The 24,861-nt window shown below is 50.5% G+C and carries 19 protein-coding genes and 1 riboswitch; of the genes, 1 reads left to right on the forward strand and 18 read right to left on the reverse strand.

The window, feature by feature from the left end; all coding sequences use genetic code 11:
* Positions 1-155 precede the first annotated feature (155 nt).
* Positions 156-1,757, reverse strand: coding sequence for a 23S rRNA (uracil(1939)-C(5))-methyltransferase RlmD (rlmD, locus tag M4D81_RS14380; protein WP_260066991.1), 1,602 nt, complete (start codon positions 1,755-1,757; stop codon positions 156-158).
* A gap of 230 nt (positions 1,758-1,987) precedes the next feature.
* On the opposite strand from rlmD, the gene M4D81_RS14385 reads away from it, so the two are divergent.
* The gene (locus M4D81_RS14385) at positions 1,988-2,761 is read left to right on the forward strand and encodes a sporulation protein (protein ID WP_260066992.1); all 774 of its coding nucleotides are present in this window, start codon (positions 1,988-1,990) and stop codon (positions 2,759-2,761) included.
* Positions 2,762-2,838: 77 nt separating this feature from the next.
* On the opposite strand, the gene M4D81_RS14390 is transcribed toward M4D81_RS14385, so the two are convergent.
* The 17 genes from M4D81_RS14390 to M4D81_RS14470 all read right to left on the reverse strand — a co-directional run bounded on the left by M4D81_RS14390 (position 2,839) and on the right by M4D81_RS14470 (position 24,489).
* Positions 2,839-3,513 carry a GntR family transcriptional regulator gene (locus tag M4D81_RS14390; protein ID WP_071223635.1) on the reverse strand — a complete coding sequence of 225 codons (675 nt, stop codon included), beginning with the start codon at positions 3,511-3,513 and terminating at the stop codon, positions 2,839-2,841.
* Positions 3,514-3,633: 120 nt separating this feature from the next.
* A complete protein-coding gene (locus tag M4D81_RS14395; protein WP_260066993.1) occupies positions 3,634-4,434 on the reverse strand; it encodes a Nif3-like dinuclear metal center hexameric protein in 801 nt (266 codons plus the stop codon).
* A 110-nt stretch (positions 4,435-4,544) separates the two neighbouring features.
* Positions 4,545-6,170, reverse strand: coding sequence for an ABC transporter substrate-binding protein (locus M4D81_RS14400; protein WP_260066994.1), 1,626 nt, complete (start codon positions 6,168-6,170; stop codon positions 4,545-4,547).
* Positions 6,171-6,217: 47 nt separating this feature from the next.
* Entirely contained in the window at positions 6,218-7,090 is an 873-nt protein-coding gene (locus M4D81_RS14405) for a carbohydrate ABC transporter permease (protein WP_071223638.1), read from the reverse strand.
* A 13-nt stretch (positions 7,091-7,103) separates the two neighbouring features.
* Positions 7,104-8,069 carry an ABC transporter permease gene (locus tag M4D81_RS14410; protein WP_260066995.1) on the reverse strand — a complete coding sequence of 322 codons (966 nt, stop codon included), beginning with the start codon at positions 8,067-8,069 and terminating at the stop codon, positions 7,104-7,106.
* A gap of 533 nt (positions 8,070-8,602) precedes the next feature.
* Positions 8,603-9,604 (reverse strand): hypothetical protein, encoded by a 1,002-nt coding sequence (locus M4D81_RS14415; RefSeq protein WP_260067129.1) that lies wholly within the window; start codon positions 9,602-9,604, stop codon positions 8,603-8,605.
* Between the two features lie 61 nt (positions 9,605-9,665).
* Positions 9,666-10,208, reverse strand: coding sequence for an RNA polymerase sigma factor (locus M4D81_RS14420; protein ID WP_071223641.1), 543 nt, complete (start codon positions 10,206-10,208; stop codon positions 9,666-9,668).
* 206 nt (positions 10,209-10,414) lie between these two features.
* Positions 10,415-11,395, reverse strand: a complete 981-nt coding sequence (locus M4D81_RS14425) for a DMT family transporter (protein ID WP_194541328.1) — start codon at positions 11,393-11,395, stop codon at positions 10,415-10,417.
* A 135-nt stretch (positions 11,396-11,530) separates the two neighbouring features.
* Positions 11,531-11,697: riboswitch (FMN riboswitch) on the reverse strand.
* Between the two features lie 237 nt (positions 11,698-11,934).
* Positions 11,935-12,303, reverse strand: a complete 369-nt coding sequence (locus tag M4D81_RS14430) for a hypothetical protein (RefSeq protein ID WP_260066996.1) — start codon at positions 12,301-12,303, stop codon at positions 11,935-11,937.
* Positions 12,304-12,470: 167 nt separating this feature from the next.
* The gene (locus M4D81_RS14435) at positions 12,471-17,585 is read right to left on the reverse strand and encodes a choice-of-anchor I family protein (RefSeq protein WP_260066997.1); all 5,115 of its coding nucleotides are present in this window, start codon (positions 17,583-17,585) and stop codon (positions 12,471-12,473) included.
* 160 nt (positions 17,586-17,745) lie between these two features.
* Entirely contained in the window at positions 17,746-18,492 is a 747-nt protein-coding gene (locus M4D81_RS14440; protein ID WP_260066998.1) for a tyrosine-protein phosphatase, read from the reverse strand.
* Positions 18,489-19,322, reverse strand: coding sequence for a carbohydrate ABC transporter permease (locus M4D81_RS14445; RefSeq protein WP_260066999.1), 834 nt, complete (start codon positions 19,320-19,322; stop codon positions 18,489-18,491). The genes M4D81_RS14440 and M4D81_RS14445 overlap by 4 nt, the downstream gene beginning before the upstream one ends.
* Before the next feature lie 15 nt (positions 19,323-19,337).
* Positions 19,338-20,303: a carbohydrate ABC transporter permease gene (locus tag M4D81_RS14450; RefSeq protein ID WP_071221156.1), complete on the reverse strand. Its 966-nt coding sequence runs from the start codon at positions 20,301-20,303 to the stop codon at positions 19,338-19,340.
* 20 nt (positions 20,304-20,323) lie between these two features.
* Positions 20,324-21,637 (reverse strand): ABC transporter substrate-binding protein, encoded by a 1,314-nt coding sequence (locus M4D81_RS14455; RefSeq protein WP_260067000.1) that lies wholly within the window; start codon positions 21,635-21,637, stop codon positions 20,324-20,326.
* 54 nt (positions 21,638-21,691) lie between these two features.
* Positions 21,692-22,516: a metallophosphoesterase family protein gene (locus M4D81_RS14460; protein WP_260067001.1), complete on the reverse strand. Its 825-nt coding sequence runs from the start codon at positions 22,514-22,516 to the stop codon at positions 21,692-21,694.
* A gap of 3 nt (positions 22,517-22,519) precedes the next feature.
* The gene (locus M4D81_RS14465; protein ID WP_260067002.1) at positions 22,520-23,536 is read right to left on the reverse strand and encodes a metallophosphoesterase family protein; all 1,017 of its coding nucleotides are present in this window, start codon (positions 23,534-23,536) and stop codon (positions 22,520-22,522) included.
* Positions 23,537-23,838: 302 nt separating this feature from the next.
* Positions 23,839-24,489, reverse strand: a complete 651-nt coding sequence (locus M4D81_RS14470; protein ID WP_071221160.1) for a GntR family transcriptional regulator — start codon at positions 24,487-24,489, stop codon at positions 23,839-23,841.
* Positions 24,490-24,861 lie beyond the last annotated feature (372 nt).

A 24,861-nucleotide genomic window follows, 5' to 3' on the forward strand; every position in this document is an offset into this window, starting at 1 on the left:
CTACCATATCATAGAAAAAGTGTGTTGTCGACCGAAGCGGGCTGGAATCTCCTATGAAACTGCTTAGTTAGAAGAAACAAACTGGGCAAGTGTCATGCTATCTATAACAATGAAAAAAGAGGGGCTCTTTCGCCCCTCTTTGCAATATCTCCGATTTAATTGTCTTTCCTGATCAACAGCGTTACCGCCTCCACATGGCTTGTCTGCGGGAACATGTCGACCGGCTGCACCCAATCGAGCTCATAACCGCCGTCAAGCAGGACCTTGCAATCTTTCGCCAAGGTCGAGGGATTGCAGGATACGTATACAAACCGCTTCGGCTTGGTGCGTAGCACCGTCTCCAGGAAGCGCGAGTCCAGGCCGGTACGCGGCGGGTCGGCAATGATGACGTCCGGCTTCATCCCCTCCTTGACCCAACGCGGCAGCAGTTCCTCTGCCTGGCCGACGTGAAAGCTCGCATTAGCCCGTCCGTTTCGCTGCGCATTGGCCTTGGCGTCCTCGACGGCTTCGGGGATCGTCTCGATCCCGCGCACCTCCTGGGCATAAGGCGCAAGCCACAGGCCGATCGTGCCCGTTCCGCAGTAGGCGTCGATGACGGTTTCCTTCCCCGTCAATCCGGCTGCCCCCCGGACCGACTCATACAGCTTGACCGTCTGCTGCGGATTCAGCTGGAAGAACGCTCTGGGCGACAGCGAGAATTGCAGGTCACTCAGCGATTCCTGCATGCTCTCGGCTCCCCACAGCGAGATTGTCCGGTCTCCGAAGATGAGTGAGGTTTTCTTCGGATTAATATTGAGTGAAATCCCGCTCACCTCCGGAATGGTAAGGCGCAGCATGCGAACGAGATCGTCCTGCCTTGGCAGCTTGCTTCCGGCCGTGACCAGCGTCACCTGAAGCTCCCCGGATTGGAAGCCGTGACGAACCACAATCGTCCGAACGCCGTCCTTGTTTCCATTCTCCTTATGCAACGGAATCCGCAACTCTTCGAGGACGGATTTGACCTTCTCCACCGCTTCATTCACCTTCGGATGCTGAATCGGGCAGCCGCTAATGTCCACAATCGTATGGCTGTCCGCTTCATAGAGCCCTGCGATCACTTCGCCGCCCTTCCGTTTCAGCTGCAGCTGCGCTTTGTTCCGGTAATTCCATGGGTGCTCCATGCCGAGGATCGGCTTAAACTTCACATCGTCCCGTCCTGCATACCGGCTGAACGCCTCACGCACAATATCCGTCTTAGCCTGCAGCTGTCCCTCATAGGAGATATGCTGAATTTGGCAGCCGCCGCAGATGCCGAATACAGGACAAGGAGGTTCAATCCGGTAAGGCGAACGCTTCTCCACTTCTACCAGCTGTGCCTTGATAAATTTAGGCTGGACCTCTTTCACCTCGGCTTTGACAACTTCGTTCGTGATCGCTCCGTCAATAAACACTGCCTTACGGCGGTAATAACCGACCCCTTCGCCGTTAATGCCAAGCCGTTTGATCGTAACGACAATAATGTCGCCTGCTTGCAGCTCATCTGCGTGCTCACGTCCGGATGAAGGCCGTGGCCCGCGTACTCCTTGCTTATATTTATCGGACGATTTCGCTTTCGAATACGATGAAGCCGATAACGAATCCTTGTTCTTCCTATGTTCGCGCTTAAAAGCCGGCTTGGCCCCTGTTTGGTTCGCAGCCGCCTTATCACCCGGCTTCTTTCCGTATGCGGTTGATTTGTTATTTTTGGTTCCTGGTCCGGAACGTTGTTGTTCGCTCATGCCTTGAATGCTCCATCCTTAATGGTATCTTGTCCAATATACCATGCCGAACCTGCGAATGCTAACGAGCTGTATTCTTTTTCCTGATTTCATGGGTATTCTTCAGCTTCCTGGGCGTCAATATCTTCACTGCGCAAAACCACAAAAAATATTTTTGCAATTCGGAAACCAGAGGCGATCTTCGAGCGTATAATTCCATTATCATACATTCTCTTTTGGAGGTATCTTTTATGTCGTTTTTTAACAAAATGCTAGCCAGTGTAGGAATTGGAGCAGCCCAGATCGATACGCATCTCGAAAAATCCTCCTATTATCCAGGTGAAGAAGTACGCGGCGTCATTCACATTAAAGGAGGAAACGTAGAGCAAACGGTCGACCGTATTTACTTGAAAGTGATGACGGAATACACCAGGGAAAGCGACGACAAGAAATACATAGAATCCTATACCCTTGCCAAAATCAATGTCTCCAGCCGCCTCACGTTAAAGCCTGGCGATCAACAGGAAATACCATTCTCTTTTGCCCTGCCGCTGGAAACGCCGCTCACCATTTCGCGGCAGCCGGTATGGATCCATACCGGCCTTGATATCGATAATGCCATCGATCCGAAGGACCGTGATTTTATCGACGTTGAACCGGACGAAGGCGCATCCGTTGTCTTTGACGCCGTGGAAGAACTTGGCTTCAGCTTCAAAATGGCCACATGTGAATATCACCCGAGATTAGGCCAGGGGGTGCCTTTTGTGCAAGAAATTGAATTTTACCCTGGCCCCTCTTATGCCGGCCATATCAAAGAGCTTGAATTGATTCTGTATCCGGAGCAGGAAGGGATTTCCGTCCTGGTCGAAGTCGACCGCAGAGGCAGAGGGGTATCAGGCTGGCTCCAGCGATCCCTTGATATGGATGAACAGCACTCCTGGGTTACCCTGGATCAACAGGATCTGGAGCAAGGACCCTCTCATGTGGCTCAAATTCTTGACGGTGTTATCCGCAGATCGATCTAATGAAAAAAATGGCCCGCAAGGCTGGTCACTTGATCTCAAGTGACTCTCCTGCGGGTCATTATTTTTAATAAAGCTTGTTAAATAAAATAATGCGGATACTTCTCGCGTAAAATATCCTGCTCCACAACGACAAGACGCAGATGGCGCTCCATTACGTTCATGGCCTGCTCCGCTTGTTTATTAACGATCAGCTGATACATTTCCTTATGCTGCGAGATAATATTCTCCCAGTTGGAGTCCTTCGACAGGCGAAGCAGCCGCAAGCGGTTGAAATGAATGTTCAGCTGCTGCAGCATCTTCCAGGTCCGTTCTTTGCCCGTACCCTCAAACAGAATTTGATGGAACTCCTCGTCCAGCTCAAACAGCTTATAGAAATTATGGTTTCCCGCGCATATGTCCTGAAGCGCAATATTGGTTTCCAGACGGAAACGGAACTCTTCGGGGAAAATTTCACAGGCGAGCGCCACGATTTCCTTCTCGATCTTCTCCCTAATAAACCGGCCTTCCTCAACATGCCTGAGATTAATACGGGATACGATTGTCCCGCTTTGCGGAATAATGTCGAGCAGTTCCTCCTCGGCAAGCTTCATGAACGCTTCCCGGACCGGCGTTCGGCTGACGTTCAATTCATCCGCAATTTCCTTTTCCGAGATTTTCGTACCCGGCTCCAGCTCCAGATGGAATATCCGGTCTTTCAGCAGCTGATATGAATACTCCCTGGTAGAGCCTTTAATCTTTTGCTCTGTTGACATATGTCGTTACCTCTTTCTCTTATGCTCAAGTGTTCTTTTTGCTTACGTTATAAGATCCGGCTGATCGCATCGCCTTCTATGCGGATGGCTCTTCCAATACCGTTAAAGTTATTTCTCCCTCTATATTACCTGAATCAAGGGCACGGGCGGTATATAATGTACGGGAATCTGCGGAAAAAGCTCGCGGAGAAGCTTGGCCGCGCAGGCCATACCGGGCTCCTCGCTGGCGGCATGACCAAGCAGAAGCATGGACGGGTTCCGGCCTTGCGCCGCTGCATCGCCGATATATTCGGGTGTCTCCCATTCCGGGCCTTCGCCGGCGATAAGCAGATCCAGCCGCTCATTCACGCAGAGGGGAATGGCATGCGCGCCGCCGCCACGGTAGCCGACGGTTATGCCGATTCTGGAGCATATTCCGCTTCGATTCCCGACATAACGAAGATACGAAAGATTCAGCTTTCTTTTTATATCTTCTGCAATCTCCTGAACTGTCAGTTGTCCGGGCAGTGTGACTAGGGCAGCTGTAGGAAGGTACGTATCGATATAGGGCTCCCAGTCCAGTGCCTGAACCAATCCCTGTGTGATCATATCGGGAACATACCTGTGAGGCGCATCATGAAACCGGTAAATCGTCAGATTGCCGGATTGGATCAGATCTATTTTATCCTGGTGGACAGAACTCGCCTGCATCCCATCCACTCCATCCTCATGGTGACTGTAAAAGATCCCCTCATGGGTGATCACAAGGTTTGCTCCCGCCTGCACGGCTCTCTGCAAAACCGAGAACGAGGCGGCGAACGTGACGGCGATGCCGTGAACAATGGCATCCGCGCTTCCGGCTACAACCCTGTCCACCGTGGATTCAAGGCGTCCCGCTGGTTCGGTTAATCGGTTGATTACCTCTTGAACGGTCACACTCAATTTAGAACAACCTCCTTGTCATCAAAAGTGCAGGATGGATCATCACGACCGTCTGAACCTCCAAACAGGCTGCCTTTCCATAAAGAAACGGCAGCCTGTCGATCCGTTGGTTATTGTTGCTCTTTATATTTTTTATAAGTCTTATTTGCAATCTCCAGGTATTGTCCGACACCCTGGCTATCCAGCTCCTTCACGAACTTGTCGTACTCGGCAAGATCGCGGTCGCCCAGAATGAACTTCAGCGTGTTCTGATCCGTGTAGTCCTTCAGCGGCGTGCTCAAAAGCGTTACTCGCTCGCGTTCTTCGACCGAGTACGGAATTGGCGGTTCCGGCTTCACGACAGTTTTTGTTTCGCTCATGCTCTTCTGGAACTGCTGCTCTTCCTCGCTGAACATGGATTGAAGCAGCTCGGTCGTGCCGCCGTACGCAAACACGCCGCCCGAGAAGCCATGCTCGATCCGCAGATCCTTCGTGCCCTTCGGATTCAGTCCGTTGTAGTTAATGTCGTCCATCAGCTTGCGTACGCCGCCTTCCTTGGTATACGTTACGCCTTCGACGCCCCACTTCGTAAATTCCTGTCCCTCGTCGCTGTAATAGAGCCAGTCGATAAACTGCAGGATGGCTTTAAAATGCTCGCTCTCTTTCACTTTGGAAGTGATCATTACCCCGTTCTCGAGTCGGCTGCCGGACATCAGCTGGCCTGCCGGGCCGCCGGGAACCGTGATTTTGCTGATCGCATACTTGCCTTCGCCCAGCGTTTTGTCCATATCATTGCGGTGCTGGACCACGGTCTGGGAGTTGCCGTTAATGATGAAGGATTTGCCGGTCACGAACTTTTGCACGGCCTGATCGTCATCCTGGGTAAAGCTCTCTTTGTCCAGCAATCCTTCATCCACCAGCTTGTGGAAGTAGGCCAGCATGTCCTTATATTCATCCGTTGCCGCCGTGTACACAAATTCATCCGTCTCTTCCTTATACGTAAGTCCGCTGCCGTAGCCCCATCCGCCTTTGGTGCCGAAGCCCGTAGCCGCGATGTTCAGCGTACTGTTGAATTTGAAGCGATCGGAGAACGGCGTAACGTCCGGGTACTCCTGCTTCAACTGCTTCATCGCCGTATACAGTTCATCCCAGGTGGTCGGAATTGCGATGTTATGCTTTTCGAAAATATCCGTGCGCACGATCAGCGTATAGTCCGGCCACACCGCTTCATGGAGGCCCGGGAGCACATAATATTTTTTGTCCTCCTGGCGAAGTCCTTCCAGTTCGCTTTCCATGTCCCATTTCTCGATCTTGTCCTTGAAATTCGGCATCAGGTCAATATAATCGCTGATCGGAAGAATCGCACCGGAAGCTACGAACGCGGATTCCTCCCCGGGGTAAGTCTTCGGAATGACCAGCGGCGCATCGCCGGAGCTGATCAGCAGACTGCGCTTTTGGCTGTAATCGCTCATCGGCACGATTGTCGGCTTCAAGGTCACGTTCGTCATTTCTTTTATTTTAGCAAAAAGCATCCAGTCCTGCTTGTAAGGATACGCCGGCTGGTCGCTGTAGAGGATGGACAGATCGAACGGCTCCGTCGCCTTGAACGCATCGCCTACGGCGTAGGTTTCCATCGCGCCCTTATCCTGGATTTCGGCTTCTTTGCCGCCTGTCTTGTCGGTACACGCCGCCAAGATCGCAACGATTAACGATAGCAATAAAGCTTTGCCGGCAAACGATCGATGACTCTTTTTCACTTTCTCATTCCCCCCATGATATCAATAAAATGTCCTTACGGATGGTCCTATTGCTTTACGGAGCCCAGCATGATGCCGGTTACGAAATAACGTTGCACGAACGGATAAATCGTCAGTATCGGCAAAATGGTCAGCACCATGGTCACCGATTTGATATTGGCGGATATCTGCGTCAGGTTATCGGCCGAGGTAGCACCGGCGGAAGTCACGCCCGTTGCGCCCGCTATCATGTTGCGCAAATAGATCGTGACCGGGAAGAGCTCCTTCTGATCCAGGTACAGGAAGGCCGGAAACCAGGAGTTCCAATGCCCGACGGCATAGAAGAGAACCATGGTCGCGATGACCGCTTTGCTTAAAGGAAGCACGATTCGGAACAGCATGCCATACGTGTTCAAGCCGTCAATGGCCGCGGCTTCCTCCAGCTCTTCCGGCATATTTTCAAAAAAGGATTTCATGATAAGCATGTTATATATGCTGATGGCTCCCGGGATTACGATGGCCCAGATCGAGTTGCTGAAGCCCAGGCTGTTAATGAGCACATAGTTCGGGATCAGCCCCCCGTTGAAGAACATCGTGAACACGGCAAACATCGTCAGGAACTTGCGTCCTACCAGTCGTTTCTTGGACAGGGCGTAAGCAAAAATCGTCGTTAAGAACATCGATATCGCGGTGCCGACCACGCTGTACACGACGGTGTTTTTGTAATTCGTCCAGAACATGGCGTCTTTGGTGACGGTTTTGTAAGTATCGAGATTGAAGCCCCTCGGAATCAGGTTCACCTTCCCTGAATTGATGTACGACTCGCCGCTGAAGGATTGAGCGACCACGTTCAGGAAGGGATACAGCGTGATGAAGACAACGAACAGCAGAATGATGGCATTGCACACTTTGAACACCTTATAGGATCTTGACTCCTTCATAACCGCTCCCTCCTTACCATAAGCTTCGATCCGTCAGTCTTCGCGAGATCGCATTCACGGAGAATACCAATATAAGCCCGATTATGGATTCGAACAGTCCAATGGCCGTGGCATAACTGAAGTTGTTCGAAACGAGACCGACCCGGTACAGGTACGTCGATATCACATCGGCCGTCTCATATATAACCGGATTGTACAGCAGCAATATTTTCTCGAACCCTACCGCCAGGAATGTCCCCATATTCAGGATCAGCAGTGTCACAATCGTTGGCAGGATGCCCGGAATCGTGACAAACAGCGTTTGCTTCCAGCGGTTGGCCCCGTCGATCCTTGCCGCCTCGTACAGCGATTCATCAATCGTCGTTAATGCGGCCAGATACAGGATCGCGCCCCAGCCCATGCCCTGCCAGATTTCCGACGAGATATAGATCGCCCGGAACCACTCGGCCCGCTGCATGAAATTGATTCGTTCCCCGTTAAAGAACTCCACGAGCGAGTTAACGGAGCCGTTGACTGACGTCAATTGCAGGATCATCCCGGCAACGATGACAATGGACAGAAAGTGCGGCAGATAAGAAGCCGTCTGGACGAATTTCTTGAATCGCCTGCTCTTCACCTCATTCAGCAGCAGCGCAAAGATGATGGGCACCGGAAACGTAAAGAACAGGGATAACGCACCGAGCAGCAGGGTGTTCTTGAATACGTTCCAGAACGCCGGGTCATGGATAAACATGTTGAAATAGTGCAGTCCTACCCATTTCTCCCCATAGATGCTTCCTCCGGGCATAAATCGCCTGAAAGCGATCACGTTGCCAATCATCGGTCCATATTTAAAAATGAGCAGGTACATGACCGGTAAAATCAATAGGGAATACAGCTGCCAATCCTTCCGGACCAGTGCAGCGACGGTTTTAAGTTTGGATGGTTTCTTGGCCGCTTTCACGGCTGGCAAGGAATGATGTGCAACTTTTGGCTCCATCGACGTTATTCACTCCAATCCGTATGGCCTCTTCTCATACCTCTTTCGTCATGGAATATGGCCGTGTTACATGATCCAGCTCCATTCAATACTCACGAAGAAATCGCTTTCAATTATTGTGGCTATAAGCAGGTTGCAGCGTTACAGCATATAATATCCGCCCTACTATTGATCCCCCCTTCAATATTAAGCGCTTACAATGTTGGTTTAACCAATAGACTCCCGTATCTTGAATGTTAGACCGACAAAGTGATCCAGCTGCTTATCCAACCTATGTTGAGAGTCGCATTTCACCATACTAGTATAACTAGTATGGTAGTTGGTTTCATTTTAATGAACGTTTTCTCCAATTTCAATACATTTTTTTCTCATGAATCATATTTCGGTCCGAAGCCTCAAAAAAGCCGTAAGCGCATTGAGGCTATGGCCTGTTGCGCTTACGGCTTTCGGATTCCATTCCTGCTGAGGTATTGATCAAGTAAAAGGGCAGAAGTCATCACTTCTGCCCCTTGAGGTTCTTTGCCACCTAATATTTACTTCAGCTCCGTCACATTGCCGTCAATGCTGATGCTTTTGATGTCCACATCCCCCAGAAAAACGAGGTTATTCTTGCTGTCCAGATTATACAGCCACTGAAACCCGCTCTTTGTTGTACTTGTCGAGCTGGCATGAAGCATCAGTTCTGATCCGTCCGCGGCGATAACCTTAACCTCCGGCGTATACTCCGGCAGTTTATCCAGCTCACCGTCGGTACGCTTGCCTTCGATAGCTACACCGATGGAAGAGACACTAATCGTGCTGAGAGACAGTGCCTCCTCACCCTTATCGATCGCCATATTCAGACTCTGCTCTCTCTGCTTCCCGGGAGCAATGATGAATTGGACATCCCAAGGGCCTTCAACGGCTTGGGTGTTATCCGTTGACGCGATTCGATCGGCTGTGATCCGTGCCTTAAGCCCGTCGAGGTCATTCATCGCATCCATCTCAAATACGCCGACAAGCTTTTTGTTATCGTCAAGAAGCTGCTGCCCCACCAAATAACTCACATCATGTTCCGTTTTCAGCTCAAGTCCGGGTATCGATGCACCCGCGGGGAATGGCGTGCCGTCCTCTTTCATGAAGCTGACCACCAAATAACCGCTGTTGCCGACATAAACCCCTTCTTCCACATTCATGGTTACCCCGGACGCGGTATCTGTCCCTTGTATAGGTGATCGTTCGTCTTCCGAAATGGACGCGGATTGACCGAAGAACTGCTTCAAGCTATCCATGTATTGGCTCGCAAAAGCGGTCGTGCTAAGTATCATAATCATCGCGGCAGCGATAACGATACTCGCTTTATATTTTTTCACTTTCCTGTTTTTAAACATCATCGTTTCCTCCTCTTGAATACGGTTCATCGCTCGATTCTTGATGCGTTCCATACTGATTTGCTGTGTCAACTCGCGTTCCTCTTCCTCCGTAAGGAGGAGATTCTCCAGCTCCTGATTGTCGATATTGGCCATGATATCTACAATTCGCCGCTTCACTTGCATCCATCCCCTTTCGCTATCGATTCGAAGCTTCACTCCTATAGACACGGTCCTTATAGAAATCCTACAGATTATCGGTTTCATAATGAATGCGCAGTTTGTCCTTTGCCCGGCGGATCCGGGCGGTGACGGCTTTCTCCTGCATATTCAGCCTGCTTGCAATATCTCGGACTTTCTCCAAATAGAAGTACCTGCGGATGAAGATTTCGCGATCCGGTTCCCCCATATCCTGGACCATGCCGCTAATCGCTTCCTTCTCCTGCCGCAGAATAGCCAATGCCTCTGCAGAAGGACAAGAAACCGCATCATCTTCCAATTCGGATTCAATGACCCGCTGTCTTTTTCGCAAAACATTCAAGGTATGATTACGCGCAGCTATGGCCAGATAAGGCTTGAGGCTATCTCCGCGCAGCATGATTTTGGGCCCGTCTGTCCACAGCTTGACCAGCACGTCCCCGGTGATTTCCTCCACATCGTAGGAATTAAACCGTCCACCAGCCACTTTAGCGACCACCGCGGCTATGTAGCGTGAATAGCGGTCAACCAATGTTTCAAAACATTGCGGATCTTTCAGCGCAAGCCCGTCCAACAATGTCCGATCCTCCATGGATCCTCCCCCCTTTATAACCATCTCCTTCGGTTGAACCAAGCCTTAGATCCGGTGCTACTATATAAGACACCGTAAATTCCGGAAACCCTACATATCTTTCAAAAAATGATCCTTTCGCCGGGCAAACTTACTGGAACAGTTTTGTGTAACAGCAAAAAAGCCGATCCCACCCGGATCGGCTTTTTCTACAAACGTATGTGATTTCATTGTAATTGCGGAGAAGCTTCGGATTGCTGTCTGGAAATAATAAACAGTACAACCCAGATCAGAAGGAATCCAAGAAGCTGAGGACCTGTCACGATCTGCTGGAATACGATCCAGTTGATGAGCACACCCACCATGGGAAAACTCAATTCCGCAAGTGTTGCCACGGAGGCTTTGGTCGTGGTTAATCCTTTATAATAAACCAGCAGGCTCAGGAGACCCGGCAGTAATGCCTGGCCGATCAGGTTCAGCGATACCAAGGCAAAGGCCCCGGTATTCCAGGCCGGCATATTCCATGCTGCCCCCTCGCTCCATGTAATGACGGTCAGGAGCGGCAGGGCAAGCACGAAGCGCAGCGAGGTTACCGTCTCGTATTTCAGTTTGCCTACCATCAGGCGCCCCATGACGGTTGAACCGCCCCACAGCGCTGCTGCACCTAAGGACAATAGACTGCCAACTTGAATAAACTCATTCCAATGGCCAATCGGCAAGGTTAAACCGAAGGTCAGTAAATACGTGCCCGCCAACGCGATGATGAGCAGTATGCCGAAATGGCGCGGAAGCTTCTCTTTCAGAAGCAGGCTGGCCAGAATGATGGCAAACAGCGGCTGCAGCTTCTGAAGCAGCAGGACGGCATTCAGATTGCCGCTCGACAGCCCCATCGTGAACAATACGGTAGCCAATGCCGAGCCGCCCCAGGATATAAACAGCAGAGCACCGACATGATTCCAGCCAAGGCCTTTTAGTTCCTCCCGGTTCTTCCACAATACAGGAATTGCAATCAAGGAAATAATGATATGTTCAAGCAAAACGATCTGTGCCGAAGTCAGATTCTTAAGCAGAATGACCCGGAATAAAGGGTCTACGCCCCACAGGGCGGCTCCCAAAACGACGAGCCAGAACCCTCCCTTAAAACGTCGACTTGCCTGTGTGTCGGAACCATAGGGTTTCACCTTGACTCCAGTATTAATATTACTCATCTTGCCCTCTCCTGTCTTGAATACGGAGGTCTTGCTAGCAGAAAGCCCCCGTCATCGACATGTGTCGACGTAAACGGGGGCTGATCAAATAAGCCTGCGCCGAATGGAAAATTTCGCATCCACGGCAAACTCATTTTTGATCTTCTCCCATCCGGACTTTACCGTCGGCCTTGGAATTGCACCAAGTCAGTCGCTGCGATCAGATTCACACCAGAACGCAGCGAGTCGCGGGCTGAGTTTCGTTCACGCCGGAACGAAGCATCACCGCCGGTTAGGAATTTCACCTTACCCCGAAGATCCATATTCATGTTTTATTTTTGTAATGCATTCACACTAATTAATTAACCGATAATTCCTATGAGCTTAGTTGATGTATTGAAATTATAACATGAATTCTTTCATGTAAATACATCTATTTTCAAAATAAATGAAATTAGAGTTGATTACAATGAAAAATCTCACGTTCAACCAAGACTTACTGAGAATTATACAGCAAGTATCAATTTGTTACCAGCATGATTTTTTGGTATTTATTCATTTTAGGTGATTTCGAATATCTTGTAGCTGGAACGCGTACCGACCGCACCAGCCTGAAGACATAGCAGATCGAGAGCGTCCTTGGTATTAAGACTCATTCCGCTCACTCGAGGCAACGACATCGATAGAGCTTTTGAACTGGCGGCGGATTCACTTTCGTTCTGCTTCGTCTCGCTTAACAGCATTTTGCTCCCATCCGGTTGAACCATATACTGACGCAAATAACCGCCTTCCCTTACGGTTACCAGCTTTCCCTTATTCTCTTCTTCCTTCTTGCTCTTCTGGAGCAGCTGTTCAAATCCGCCTTGGGCTGATTCGGCGTCCATCCGTTTCACCTGACTCCAGTATGTATATGCAGACGCAATGCGCATGTACTCACATCCTTATCCAATCGTTAATCTAACACTTACGGATATTATCGGATACCAGAGTACTTCTCTTTAACCGCTCGCATTTTACATTGATATAAAAAAACCGCCCTTAAGATTTCAGCAACCTTAAGGACGGTCTTATAATTTCTAATGAATTCCTGCTTCGCTTAGTTCATAAATTTCAATGCTGCCAAAGTACGTTTCAGAACAAGTGCCGCTTGCGCACGGGTAACCGAATCGAGTGCTCCGAAATGACCATGGTTGTCACCCCGCAGGATGCCTTGCTCCGTAAGTCTGGCAATATAGGCAGCCGCCCAGGCAGGGATGGATGCCTGATCTTTGAATTCAATAATGGCATTCGCACCCTGATCCGATAGGCCTGTCGGATTCACCGCCTCCATGGCCCGGGTGATCATGACAGCCATTTCCGCTCGAGTCATGCTGGCATTGGGCGAGAAGGCCCCCCCAGTGCCGCCCTCGATCAAGCCGTAACGCAACGCTGCGCCGATCTCGCCGGCATAACCGGAGGCATCCTGAACATCCTTGAATGCTCCGCTCTCGATGACCGGACTAAGTCCCATCGCGCGGACCAGCATAGCCGTAAACTCTGCTCGCGTGATTACTTTGCCCGGCGCGTACGAGTTAGCGTTAACTCCGTTCACGAGCAGCTTGGAAGCCATGGATTCGATTTCCGCTTTCGCCCAGTGGCCGTTTAGATCGGCAAAGGTCTTCTTATACTGCAGCAGTGCGTAAATGCCGTTTCCGGCATGCTTCACTTCGATAGCCGGTTTACCATTCCACGTCGTCGCTGTAGCCGGTACAAATCGGAAGCTTCCCGCATCTGCGTCAAAAATTACAGCAGTGACCGAATTCGAAGCTGTCCCTGCCGGCAACGGCAGGATGCGGCTGATTACACGCTTCCCGAAATCCTTCCGTTCTTGCTCTGCGCCTGGTGCTCCAACCGCTACGCCAAACTGAAGCGCTCCGCTTCCTGCCATCGAGGCGCCCATGGAAGCTGCCTTGCTTGTCATAGCATCCGCTACCTTGCTTGCTACCGGAGCCACGGATACCTTCACTTGGATGCTCCCGGAGCCTTGTGCCGGCTTCAAAGCCTCATCCAAATGTAGAGCCGTTACTGGAAGACGGAATGCGCCAAGCGCGGTCTCCAGCACCAGGGTCACATTCGAATTCTGTTCCATGGCCAACTTCAGATCTGCTGCCGAAAGGGATAACTCGGCGGCACGGTTCAACTCTGGAGCCCGAATAATGAGCTCCTGCTTCCCGTTCGCAGACAATCCGGCAACTGCCTTCTTCCACGCCTCTTCCTTCACCGTAATGCGGTCCACTGCTCCGCCTGCATCACTTATATTCAGATCCTTGCCTGCCATTACGTTTGGCAATGATGTGTTTCCGCCAGAGGAAGGAGGATTAGACTGTGATACCGGCGGTGTTACGGAGCCGCCTCCCGACCCGCCTGATCCTGATCCAGGAGAAGAGCCGTCGCCCGGATTCGCCGGTCTCTTCTGCTCCGTAATTCTACCCTCGACCTTAGGCGTAACCTTACCGCCCAGCTTGTTCACATACTCCATGAAAATTTCATAATCCGGGTAACCCAAATCCTCGTTGTATTTTCCTTCGGCAATCGCATCGGCAAAGGATTTATATCCATCCCCGCCCTTGGCTACAAAGCTGTTCGTTGCCATCCGGTACGTCTCGGTCAATACCAGAGGTTTGTAGCTTCCGTCCTTCATGATCTGTACGTCGAACACTTTATCGCCTGCCGGAGCGCTAGGATCCCATTTGAATTTCATCCCGGCGATTTGCGGGAACTTTCCTGGCAGATCCGCCAGTTTGGCACCGCTTATTCCGTTTTCCAGCCCGTCTTTCAGCTGCTGTCCGGTGACGTCCATAACAAACAGCGTATTTCCGAAAGGCATCACCGTACGCAGCTCGCCCATCGTGATTTCGCCCTCATCGATTGCGGCGCGAATACCTCCACCATTGGTGAGGGCAATATCAGCATTTTTAAGCTCTTTGGCTTTAGTCAGCATGCCATCCGCAATCAGATTGCCGAGATTCGTCTCCTTGGAGCGGACATTCTCGCGTTTGCCGTCAAGTACGACGCCTGCAGTACCGATAACCTGCTTCATCAGTTCTTCCAATTCCGCTTTGTAAGGAGCCAGCATATCCTTGGCCTGCGTGTCTTCCTGGACCGTACTATCTACCGGAATCAGCTTGCCGCCGAGTTCGCCGTCGCCAACGAGAACAACGCCGTTTTTGTCAAACTGCAGGTCTACCCGGCCGAGGAACTTGCCCCATTCATTCGCCTGCACGATGACGGTTGGTGTACCGTGTTGACTGTCCGTCACCACTTCCGGTGCATTGAGCGTCGTATGGGTATGGCCTCCGACAATGAGGTCGATGCCTTCGACGGCCTCGGCCAGCGCCTGATCTTTGGCGTAACCCAGGTGAGACAAGGCGATGATCTTATCAAGCCCGTCCTTCTCCATCGCTTCAACCGTTGCCTTGGCCGAAGTCACCGCATTGCGGAAGACTACGTCTTTCCCCGGGCTGGACGTCTCGGCCGTATCCTCGGTCGTTAGGCCGAATACCCCGACCTTTTGGCCGTCAACCAGCAATGTTACGTATGGATATACCCCGTTATTTGCCGTTGTCTTTGGCTGATCGGTATCGATCACCGCCGGCTTACGAATCAGGTGCGAGATGTTAGCATCCTGACTAAGATCCACATTCGCGCTGACAAGCGGGAATTGCGCCTTGCTCACGAAATCTGCAAGCGTCTTGGTTCCTTGATCGAATTCGTGGTTACCGAACGTCATTGCGTCATAACCCATATAGTTCATGAAGGCCAGATCCGCCAGCCCAAACCATTTGGTGAAATACAGATCGCCGGAGAATACATCCCCTGCATCCAGCAGCAGGCTGTTCCCGCCTTCGCTTCGGACCTCCTGAACCAGCGTGGCCCGTCTGGCCACTTCCGCCAGATGCGCATGGGTATCATTGGTATGCATCACTGTTAACTTCCACGGTTCTCCATCCACTGAACCGTCCGTTACCTTAACCGGTACTTCCGCTGATCCGTAGCCATCCTTGCTCAGGACGGTAATTACGGCTTCACCAACAGATACCGGCGTGACCAGACCGTTCGAATCCACGGTGGCTACCGTTTCATCGGAGGAACTCCATAACAGCTCGGAAGAACCGCCCTGAACAGGCTCAACCGTCGCCTGCATTTGTACCGGGGTTCCGCCTGGATTCAGCGTGAGCGATGTCTTGTCCAACGTAATTTTGGTCACCTGAAGCTCCAGCAGGGCCACCGTTCCACTGACCTCATTAGCGACCAGCAGCAGCGGTCGTCCTGTCTTGCTGTCCGCGGCCGGAATAAAGTCCAGTCCCTCCGGGCCGGAATCCGACTCAATACCGCCGTTAAAATTCCGTGTGTTGATATAGTTCAGAAACGCAGGATCGGATGGATTCGTGACATCATACGTCATAACCCCGCCAATGCGCTCCAGTCCGACAAAAGCCAGCGTTTTCTGTCCGACCTTACCCACGGCAACATATTCCGGCTCAGGTCCTTTCTTGGCGCTGCGACTGTCCAGATCGGTTTTGTCATTGCTGGCATTGAAATGATTCGGCAAGCGCTCGGCCGTAATCTTCTCAAAATCACTGCCACTGTCGTACACCTGGGACATGTCGGCTGCATTCCAGATGGAGAATGAACGACCCCCATACAGATATAGCCCTCCAGTGCCCATATCGCTGGCAACTTCAACCTTGTCATAGGTGGTTCCCTTGTCAGCCAAAAATTGAGCTGCCGGAGACAACGGATCCAGACTAGGCTTCATTTTGCCAATATTGCTTTCATTGCTTCGGTCATCCCAGCCAGTAGCATCCCCTTCGTTCGCGGACAGGATATACTGCTGTCCGTTCACGCTGTAGGTCGCAATTCCGTCCGGCATATACATGCCGTAAAAAGGAACGTTCTCAAACTTGATTTGTCCATCCTTCAGGAGGTCGAGCTGGTTCTCTGGTTGATTGAAATCTTTATACCCGAGCCCTTTGACCGATTGAATACGCTTCGCGGCGATATCGACCACGGCAATCGCATTATTCTCCTGCAAGGCGACATATGCCGTCAGCTCATCCTCGGACAACGAGATGTACTCGGGTTCCAGATCACGAATCGCTTCACCTTTGGTTCCGGTGCTGCGAATTTGCCCGTCCGCTTCCACAGGTCCGCGAATATGTACCAGATCGTCAATAATCGACGGGTCATCAAACTTCAGATGACTTGCTTCGCCTGATAAGGTGTCGATAATCGTAATGCTTCCTTCCGGATCAGGAGCGGTCTCCGTACGAGGCTCGCCTTCATCCGCCGTCAGGATATAACGGCCATCGGACGTATATTTGACCATGTCCGGCTGGATGCCGGTTTCATAAGATTTGATCAAGCCGCCGTCATAATCAAGTACCAAAACCTTGCCGGCTTTTGCATGATCCTGCTCCTGTACAGCGACCACAACCTGCTTCGTCTTGGTGTTGATATCCACGCTGGTCAAGTCTCCATACAGGAAACCGCCCGTGCTCGCCACATCTTCTACATTGATCTGCTTGTCCTTCAACAAACTGCCGTCAGCGCCAAGTGACACGATTTCGAGACTTGCCGGCTGTGTTGAACCATTGACTAGATAGAGCTTTCCATTATCTTTGTTGTATTTTACAATTTCCGCCACGCCGCCGTCCTTATTGGAGGTACCCACGGAATAATGTCCGATCATCCTCATGGCCAGCTTGTCAGCCACCGGATCTGGGCGTTTCCCCAATACTTGCAATTTCACAAGCGACTGAGCCGTCGCAGGTACGGGTGCGCTATCCTGCACCGTTACCTCAACCGTATATTCGCCCTCTTGACCAGCAGCAGGCGTACCCGTAATGAATCCTGTATCGGACGCAATGTCAAAGCCTGCCGGCAGACCCGTCGCCGAGAAGGTATAGGGCGCTTGTCCACCATACACATCAACGGTTACCGTATATGCCTCTTCTGCATGCGCATCCGGAAAGATCTTATCGGTAATGCCGAAATCAACGGCAGCGATATCGATAGCTGCATCTTGTGATGCTGTTTCCGCGCTGGCCGTCTGGAGTATCTCCTGTCCCTCTTCAGCCATCACGGTGCCTGCCGAAAATAAAGAGGCCATCGTGATTTCCACCGCCATCAACAGCGAGACTATTTTCATGCTTTTATGCTTCAACTCCATATCCCCTCTTCTATCCTTATTTAATTCCAAGTGTAAGGAAGAAGTGTTAACGCATGCTCAATATCAGTCACGGTTTGTGTAAAATGGACGCTAAGCAGCAAAAAAGCCGCGACATCATTGTCAGCGGCTTCAGCCTCATTCTTCAGGATAATCAGAGCATCTACGTCCCGATCATCTTGTTTTTCAGTATATCTAAATGCTCTTGCTGCACACCAATGCTGGTAAGATAGCTTACCGCACCGCCGTAACGGCTGTATAGATGTGACATCATCCGCTCCATATGAGCCGGGTCACAGCCTAAGAACTTCTCATAGTCCTCAGCTGAGATACCGGCCGGGCGTCCTAACCGCAGCTCGTCCATGATGGGTGCAAGACACTGGCTGGTCAATGCATAATCCTCGATGATCGTCTCCTTGGGAACACCTGCAAGATCAAGCAGCAGCGCGGATGTCATCCCTGTCCGGTCTTTGCCGGCCGAGCAGTGAAACAACACAGCTTCGCCGCTTGACTCAGCCATCAGAAGCATCACTTCACGAAATAACGGGCCGCACGTATCGAGCATCATGACATACAGGTCACCTAAGGAGTTAATCATCGTTCCGGATGGATGAGCAGGATTAAGCAGGCTCACGTTATAATAGGAAACCTTCGAATTCGAGGCAAACACATTAACGGCAGTTTCCAGCTCCTTCGCATTTCTCAAATCGATCACCGTTGTTATGTCCCGGCTGAGCAGATCCTTCTGATCCTGAGATGTCAGCTTGTGCAGTCCATCTCCCCGATAGAAACGTCCCCGGTTTACAATTCGTCCATCCCCGGTACGATACCCGCCAAGATCACGTACATTAAATGCCCCTTCCAGCGGAACCACACGTGGTGTCATACTCACATCTTGCTGAATTGTCATTTCAGACCACCCTTTACAAAGGAATCAATAATTTGTCTCTGCAGTACCAGATAAATAGCCAGCACTGGAAAACTGGCAATCGTAGTTGCCGCCATGAGAGGTCCCCACATATTGGCATCAGACGATATGAACATTTGAAGCCCCTTCTGTACCGTTGAGTTTTCCAGCTTGGTTGTCACAAGCAGCGGCCAGAAATAATCATTCCATACCGTGATAAACAGCAGAATTCCTATAGAAGCAATGGAGGAACGCAGGTTAGGTATCATGGTTCTCCACAGCACACCCCAGTCGGTTGCTCCATCCAGATGAGCCGCCTCAATCAGTGCTTTGGGATATGATTTAAACGCATGATACAGCTGCAAAATCGCAAAGGCGGAAACGATATTCGGCACAATGAGCCCCATTAAGGAATCTCTCCATCCGAGACCGCTGATGACCACATAATTAGGTATCATAATGACTTGAAACGGCACAAGCCAGGTTAAGGCAATCATACCATATATCAGGCGGCTGCCCCTGAATTGCCACCGCACCATCGCATACGCTGCCAATATGCTTGTAAGCAGCTGCAATAATGTTTGGCTGACTGCCACCAGCATGGAGTTGCTGAGCATGCGGGCCATCGGAATCGCGTTCCAGGCCTGTACATAGTTGTTAAAGGTCCATTGGGCAGGCAGCAGGCTCGCCGAGAATACCTCCGCTTCCGGCTTGAAGGAGGTAGCCGCCATCCAGTAGAGCGGAAATACGGCCACAAAGCTAAGTAAGAGAAGCAGCGCATGTTGGCCCATGGAGGATATTCGATCTTTCATTGAAGTATATAACCTCTGCACACTTACCGTCCTCCTCTAGTTATCATAGAATGAGAGCTTCTTCGTTAATTTCATGAAGCCAAAGGCCAAAAGCCCGAAAGCCAGGAAGAACATAACGGCAGCAGCGGAACCAGAGCCAATATTAAAGGTCTGAAATCCATAGGTCCAGAGCAGATAATAAATATTCGTGGTCGAGTTGAACGGGCCGCCTTGTGTCAGGACATTTATATATGCGAAGGTCCATTCCGCAGCGAATAAGGTGCTCATCATGGTCATAAACAGAATCGTTGGCGACAGCAGCGGTAGGATAATGCTCCATATAACCTGAAATCCGTTGGCACGATCCATCCTAGCCGCTTCGATATACTCCTTATTGATGCCTGTGAGCGCAGCCGAGAAGATCAGTGTACTGAAGCCGATCATTTTCCATCCTGTAATAAAAATAATGCTCCATATCGCGATACGCTCATCTGTAAAATAGCGGATAGGCTCATCCATCGGAATAAACCGGCCCAGCGTTTGATTTAATATGCCGTTCGTCGGATGCAGAATCCAGCGCCATACCGATGAAACCGCCACCGGAGCCATGATCATCGGAAGGAAAATGAGCGCACGATACACATTTCGTGACCTCTTCCCGATATTGTCCGTCGCAATAGCAATAAATAGCGGCAGTATAATGGAAAACGGGAGAACACCAATCATATACAGAAGCGTGTTCCAGATGGATATCCCCATCTCCGGAAGCGAGAACAGCTGCTCGAAATTTCTCGTTCCCACATAGGTTTTTGGAGACGTTGGCAGCAGGTTCCACTCATAGAGGCTTAGCCGGAATGTTTCCACCAGCGGTTTATAAATCCAAAAGCCAAGGGAAAACAGGGCTGGCAGCATGTACAAATACGGCTTGAATCCTTTTAATCGCTTCTTCAGCTTAGCCTGGTCCCTGGTCTTGGCGGAGGGAGCAGCGGAAGAAGATGGGGCTCCGGCAATCTCATAACTCATGTTCGCTTACATCTCCTTCGCTATGGCATTAAGGCTTGAGCCCGCTCCTCGGCACCTCGCATAATCGGTGCGATGTCACCTTGACTGATAATAGCCTCTGATACCGCGTCATTCAGAATCGTCTCGATTTGCTTCCAGTTCGTTCCCGGATAGGACACCCATGGCTTCAAGCTCTCCAGCTGTTCCAGATTCGGTTTTATGAGCGGATTGGCTTCTACCCAGTCTTTGAGGTAGGCAGGGTCGTCAACAATGGCTGGCCGAAGCGGTAAATACCCAATTTCCGACGTAATGATGGTATAACCGCGTTCGCTTGTAGCGAATTTAAGAAACTCCCATGCGGCCTGCTGCTTCTCCTTGTCGTCTGATAGAATGAACAAGGCGCTGCCGGAGTTGACCGGCGTTGTCTCCCGGTCGCCAAAGGACGGCATTTTGCCGGCTTTCAGCTCCCACCCGCCACCTTCTGCTGCTGCAAGCAGTGAGCTTTGGAGCGCACTCGTGAACAGCAGCATGCCGACCTTGCCTTGACTGAATGCTTCGATCGCTTCGCCGTCGTTCAGTTTGCCATTTGCGCCGCTGGCAATCAGATCCTGCCACATCTGAATAGCGCCAATGGCCTCAGGCTGTCCGAATTGCAGAGTCTTCCGGTCCTCGGACAATACGCGCCCTCCATTGCTTCCGATGAGGGCTTGAATAATCCAGTCCCCGCCCGTGGCTCCTCCTACATGAACCCCGGATGCACCGGATGACTTGGCTATTTGAAGGCCGTACTCTTTCACTTCCTCCCAGGACTTCGGTGGCTGCTCCGGATCAAGACCTGCCTTCTTGAAGAGATCTGCATTATAGAACAACACCGGGGTGCTGAAGGTGAACGGAAGACCATAGGTTTTGCCGTTCAGTTGACCCAGCTTCAAGCCGTTCTCCGAGAAGCCCTGAAAGTTGGATGCCAATTCATCGGCGGGAACGATATCCTCCAGGGGTTTTGCGTTGAAATTGTTAACCGCAAAATCCAGGCCATCGAATGTAATTTGGGCGATGTCCGGCGTGGATCCTGCAACAATATCGGCTTGTACCTTGGAATTGATGTCTGTCGAAGACACCGGAATCGGATCGATATCGATATTCGGGTGAGCTTCTTCAAACTCCCGAATCAGCTTTTCGGTACCTGGCACCTGGCTTGCGATGGCCAGATTGTAGCTATAGAACGAAACCTTGATTTTCGTGTCCGATGCAGCACTGGCTGTATCCTCCGTCGAACCGGCATTGCCGCAGGCAGTAGAGGTTAATACCGTAAGCAGCAGGGCAGCTGCCGTCCACTTTTTGCTATGGTGTTTCATACTCCATCTCCTTTTATATGTAGATAAATTCGGGGGAGGGGCTTAAATAGCTGCTTACGAATGAGCTTGTTCCATCTCCATCTTCCATTCGAATACGAGCCGCTGCTCACCAGGCATCGCCATCGGGTGAACGATCATCCGGCCGTCTTTCACCAAAACCAGATTGTAGCCGCTGTTATCAATAAACTTCATGCTATGCGCTGCTGTCGGTTCAATGCCGAAGGCTACGCCGGTAGCCGCCGCGCTTGGAATCCCCTCGAACAGTCCGATGTTATTCACGTGAATATGCCCGGATAACAGTCCGATCACATCGCTGCCGGCAATGGCATCTGCCAGATCCTGCGGATTGCACAGCAGGTGGCTATCCATCAGAGCTGTGGGTGTGGGCACCACGGGATGATGAAGCACGATGATGCTTCCCTTCGGTGCAGGAGTGGAGAGAGTCTCCCGCAGCCATTCCAGCTGCTCTTCATCCAGATGACCCTCATTCGACCCTGGAACCTGGGTGTTCAGCACGATGAGCCGAAGCCCGGATTCCATGACCGAATAATAATAGGATTCTTCAGTGGGCTCTTCCTCCAGATAACCCTCCCGGAAATATGGACGGGAATCATGGTTCCCCAGTGCAAGATACAGCGGCACACCGAGTTTAGACATCTCTTCCTCCAGCAGCAGCCGTAAATAGCTGTAATCCTCGACATTGCCGTCTTGGGTCAAATCACCGCTGATCACAACAAAATCAGGCTTCCGCTCCAGCTTTTCCAGCTCGGTAAAAACATCACGCAGCTTTTGAGAAGCATCGATTTTAAATAATGGATTTTTCCCCGGAATATTAATATGGGTATCCGACATGTGAACAAAGAACACCGTATCCTGCATCGTTTATACCTCCTGAGGTTCTAAATGTTGACCCGACGAACTCGGTTTATAAATTTCCGCTTCCTGCACACCATCCAGTTGAATAACACGATAGGAGGGCTTGCCGCTACGCATGTTGACCCACAGCATCACATTTTGACTTTCAGGGCCGGTGCCGTGAGCATGTCCCCCCGTTCTGCCAAGCTGAATATATTCCCGATTCCCTTCCGAGCTGTACTCCATGGCATGCAAATGTCCGGCAAAAATCGTATACGATCGGGAGCCCAGCATTTCCTCCAGCCTTTTGAACTGCGGATCTTCCGATTTCCAGCCAGGCTTATGCATGCTCACGAAGGTCCATCTGGCATCCGAGTTCTCCTCCAGTATGATTCTCGCAAAGTCCAACTGCTCATCGCTGATCGACAATTCAATCCGTCCCAGATCTTGCAGCTGATCTTCAGGCAAAAGAGTCAAGATGTCCTGGTAAAATGCTTGCATATGCTCGTCCGTACTCGCTGGGTCATGCTGTATCTGAAAGGTTGCTTTTTTAATAATGTCTATAAACGCATCAGGCAGCTCAGACGGCGGGTCCTCCGTATTCAGCATAAGATAGAGGATATCGCCGATACGAAAAGCATAATATTCTAAACCCTTCCGTTCCCTCCATACATCCAGCATCACTTGACTGCCGCAATCATGGTTGCCGACTATTTGGAAGAAGGGCAAACCAGTTGCTTCGATAAGATGGTCGATCTCATCCCATTCCGCTCTGGCAGATGACGCTTCTCTCCAGTAGCCTTCAATCAAATCCCCGACACTGAGCACAAAATCCGGCTTCAAATCACGCACGGTCTCGAGCGCCTTTTCAAATACGCCCGCTGTTGCCATACCGCATCGGTCACCTAATACCGCGAAGCTGAAATCCTCTGTTGGAATATCCTTCAACTCCCCAAACCACGGACGCCGATCCGTCGTCCCGCTCTCCGACGCAAACCAAACCGCATGCTCTCCATTCATGTGCTGTAACTGAAATGGCTTCATGATCATACCCTCTTTCGGAAATGGTTGTTTTTCATCGCTTCAACAACAAGTATGCAGGTTGTATGTAAGTTGAAAACAAGAACTATGTTATTCCATTGTTAATTTTCCAGCATTGAATGTATCCCGTAAAATGAAGGAATCAAACATAAAATCCTGTCACGTAAGCATAAAAAAACGCCTTCCGGGGTGTCGAAACAGCCCAAAAAGCGTTGTTTGGTATGCTTCCAGTAATACCTTGATGGAAGCATACGTTTTACATTATTGAAATAGATGTATCTTGGATTCCTCCGAAAAACAGCGGATTAAAAAATACTGCCCCACATCAGTTTCTCGGCCATATAATGATACTGCTCGCTCAGTGCCTTCTTGGCACCAGCTACGTCATGCAGACATAACCTCTCATACATCAAACTGTTGGTTGCGATGGCCCATTCCGGTTTATCATCCGGATAGCGCTTGCGGTGGGATACCATCTTGGTTAGAAATTTGGTCCTGTACATGCCCAGGACACCCACCATATAATCATTGCGGAGCGTCCGCAAAATGCTCTCCGTAAACAGCAAGGAATTATCGTAATATCCGAAGTTGTCATTCTGTTCCAGTGCAGCCTTTTGCCGATCCAGACAGAGACGAAGGGTCTCCAGATCGAAGGACAGCTTTCGTTCGATGGCTATATCCATGACGAATAACTGCATGGATACAAGCACCTCAAAGATTTGATAGAATTGCTGGAAGGAAATCTCCTTCACAAGCACCCCTCTGCCCTTAAAGGATTCAACCAAACCTTCCTTTTCCAGTATGGAAATGGCTGCCCGTACCGGGGTCCGACTAACACCGAGCTCTTTAGCCAGTTCGTTCTCTGACAGCATGGTTCCAGGCAAGTACTCACCCTTGATCATATTATCACGAATCGTGTCGTACACTTGAGCTTCTAAAGATGGTCTATGCTGCATGGACTTCTCCTTTAAATAGATGAATACAGTAACATAGTGTAAGCCTATCATATACAGTCGCTCTTTAAAATAAGCAAACTACCCGAACGGTTTGAAGAGGACGGCACTTGATCAAGAGATTTTCCCACCCTAATCAAAGGCTCCAAAATGCCGCATCGTTGCTATAATTATCAATATAACCCAACGTATGAACAGAATCGCCCACATGATAAGGAAGCCTTGAATCAATCGCTCAACAATCCATTCGACCTTCTTAATTGAGGTATATCTTCGCCTAGGTTTGAAAAACCAATGGGCCAACCCTTTGAACGCACCTATAACAATTAAAACGATTCTCACGCGGCTGACTTCGCCCTCCTCCTGTAAATTGAT

The organism is Paenibacillus sp. p3-SID867 (genome assembly GCF_025142895.1).
GTDB lineage: Bacteria > Bacillota > Bacilli > Paenibacillales > Paenibacillaceae > Paenibacillus_AQ.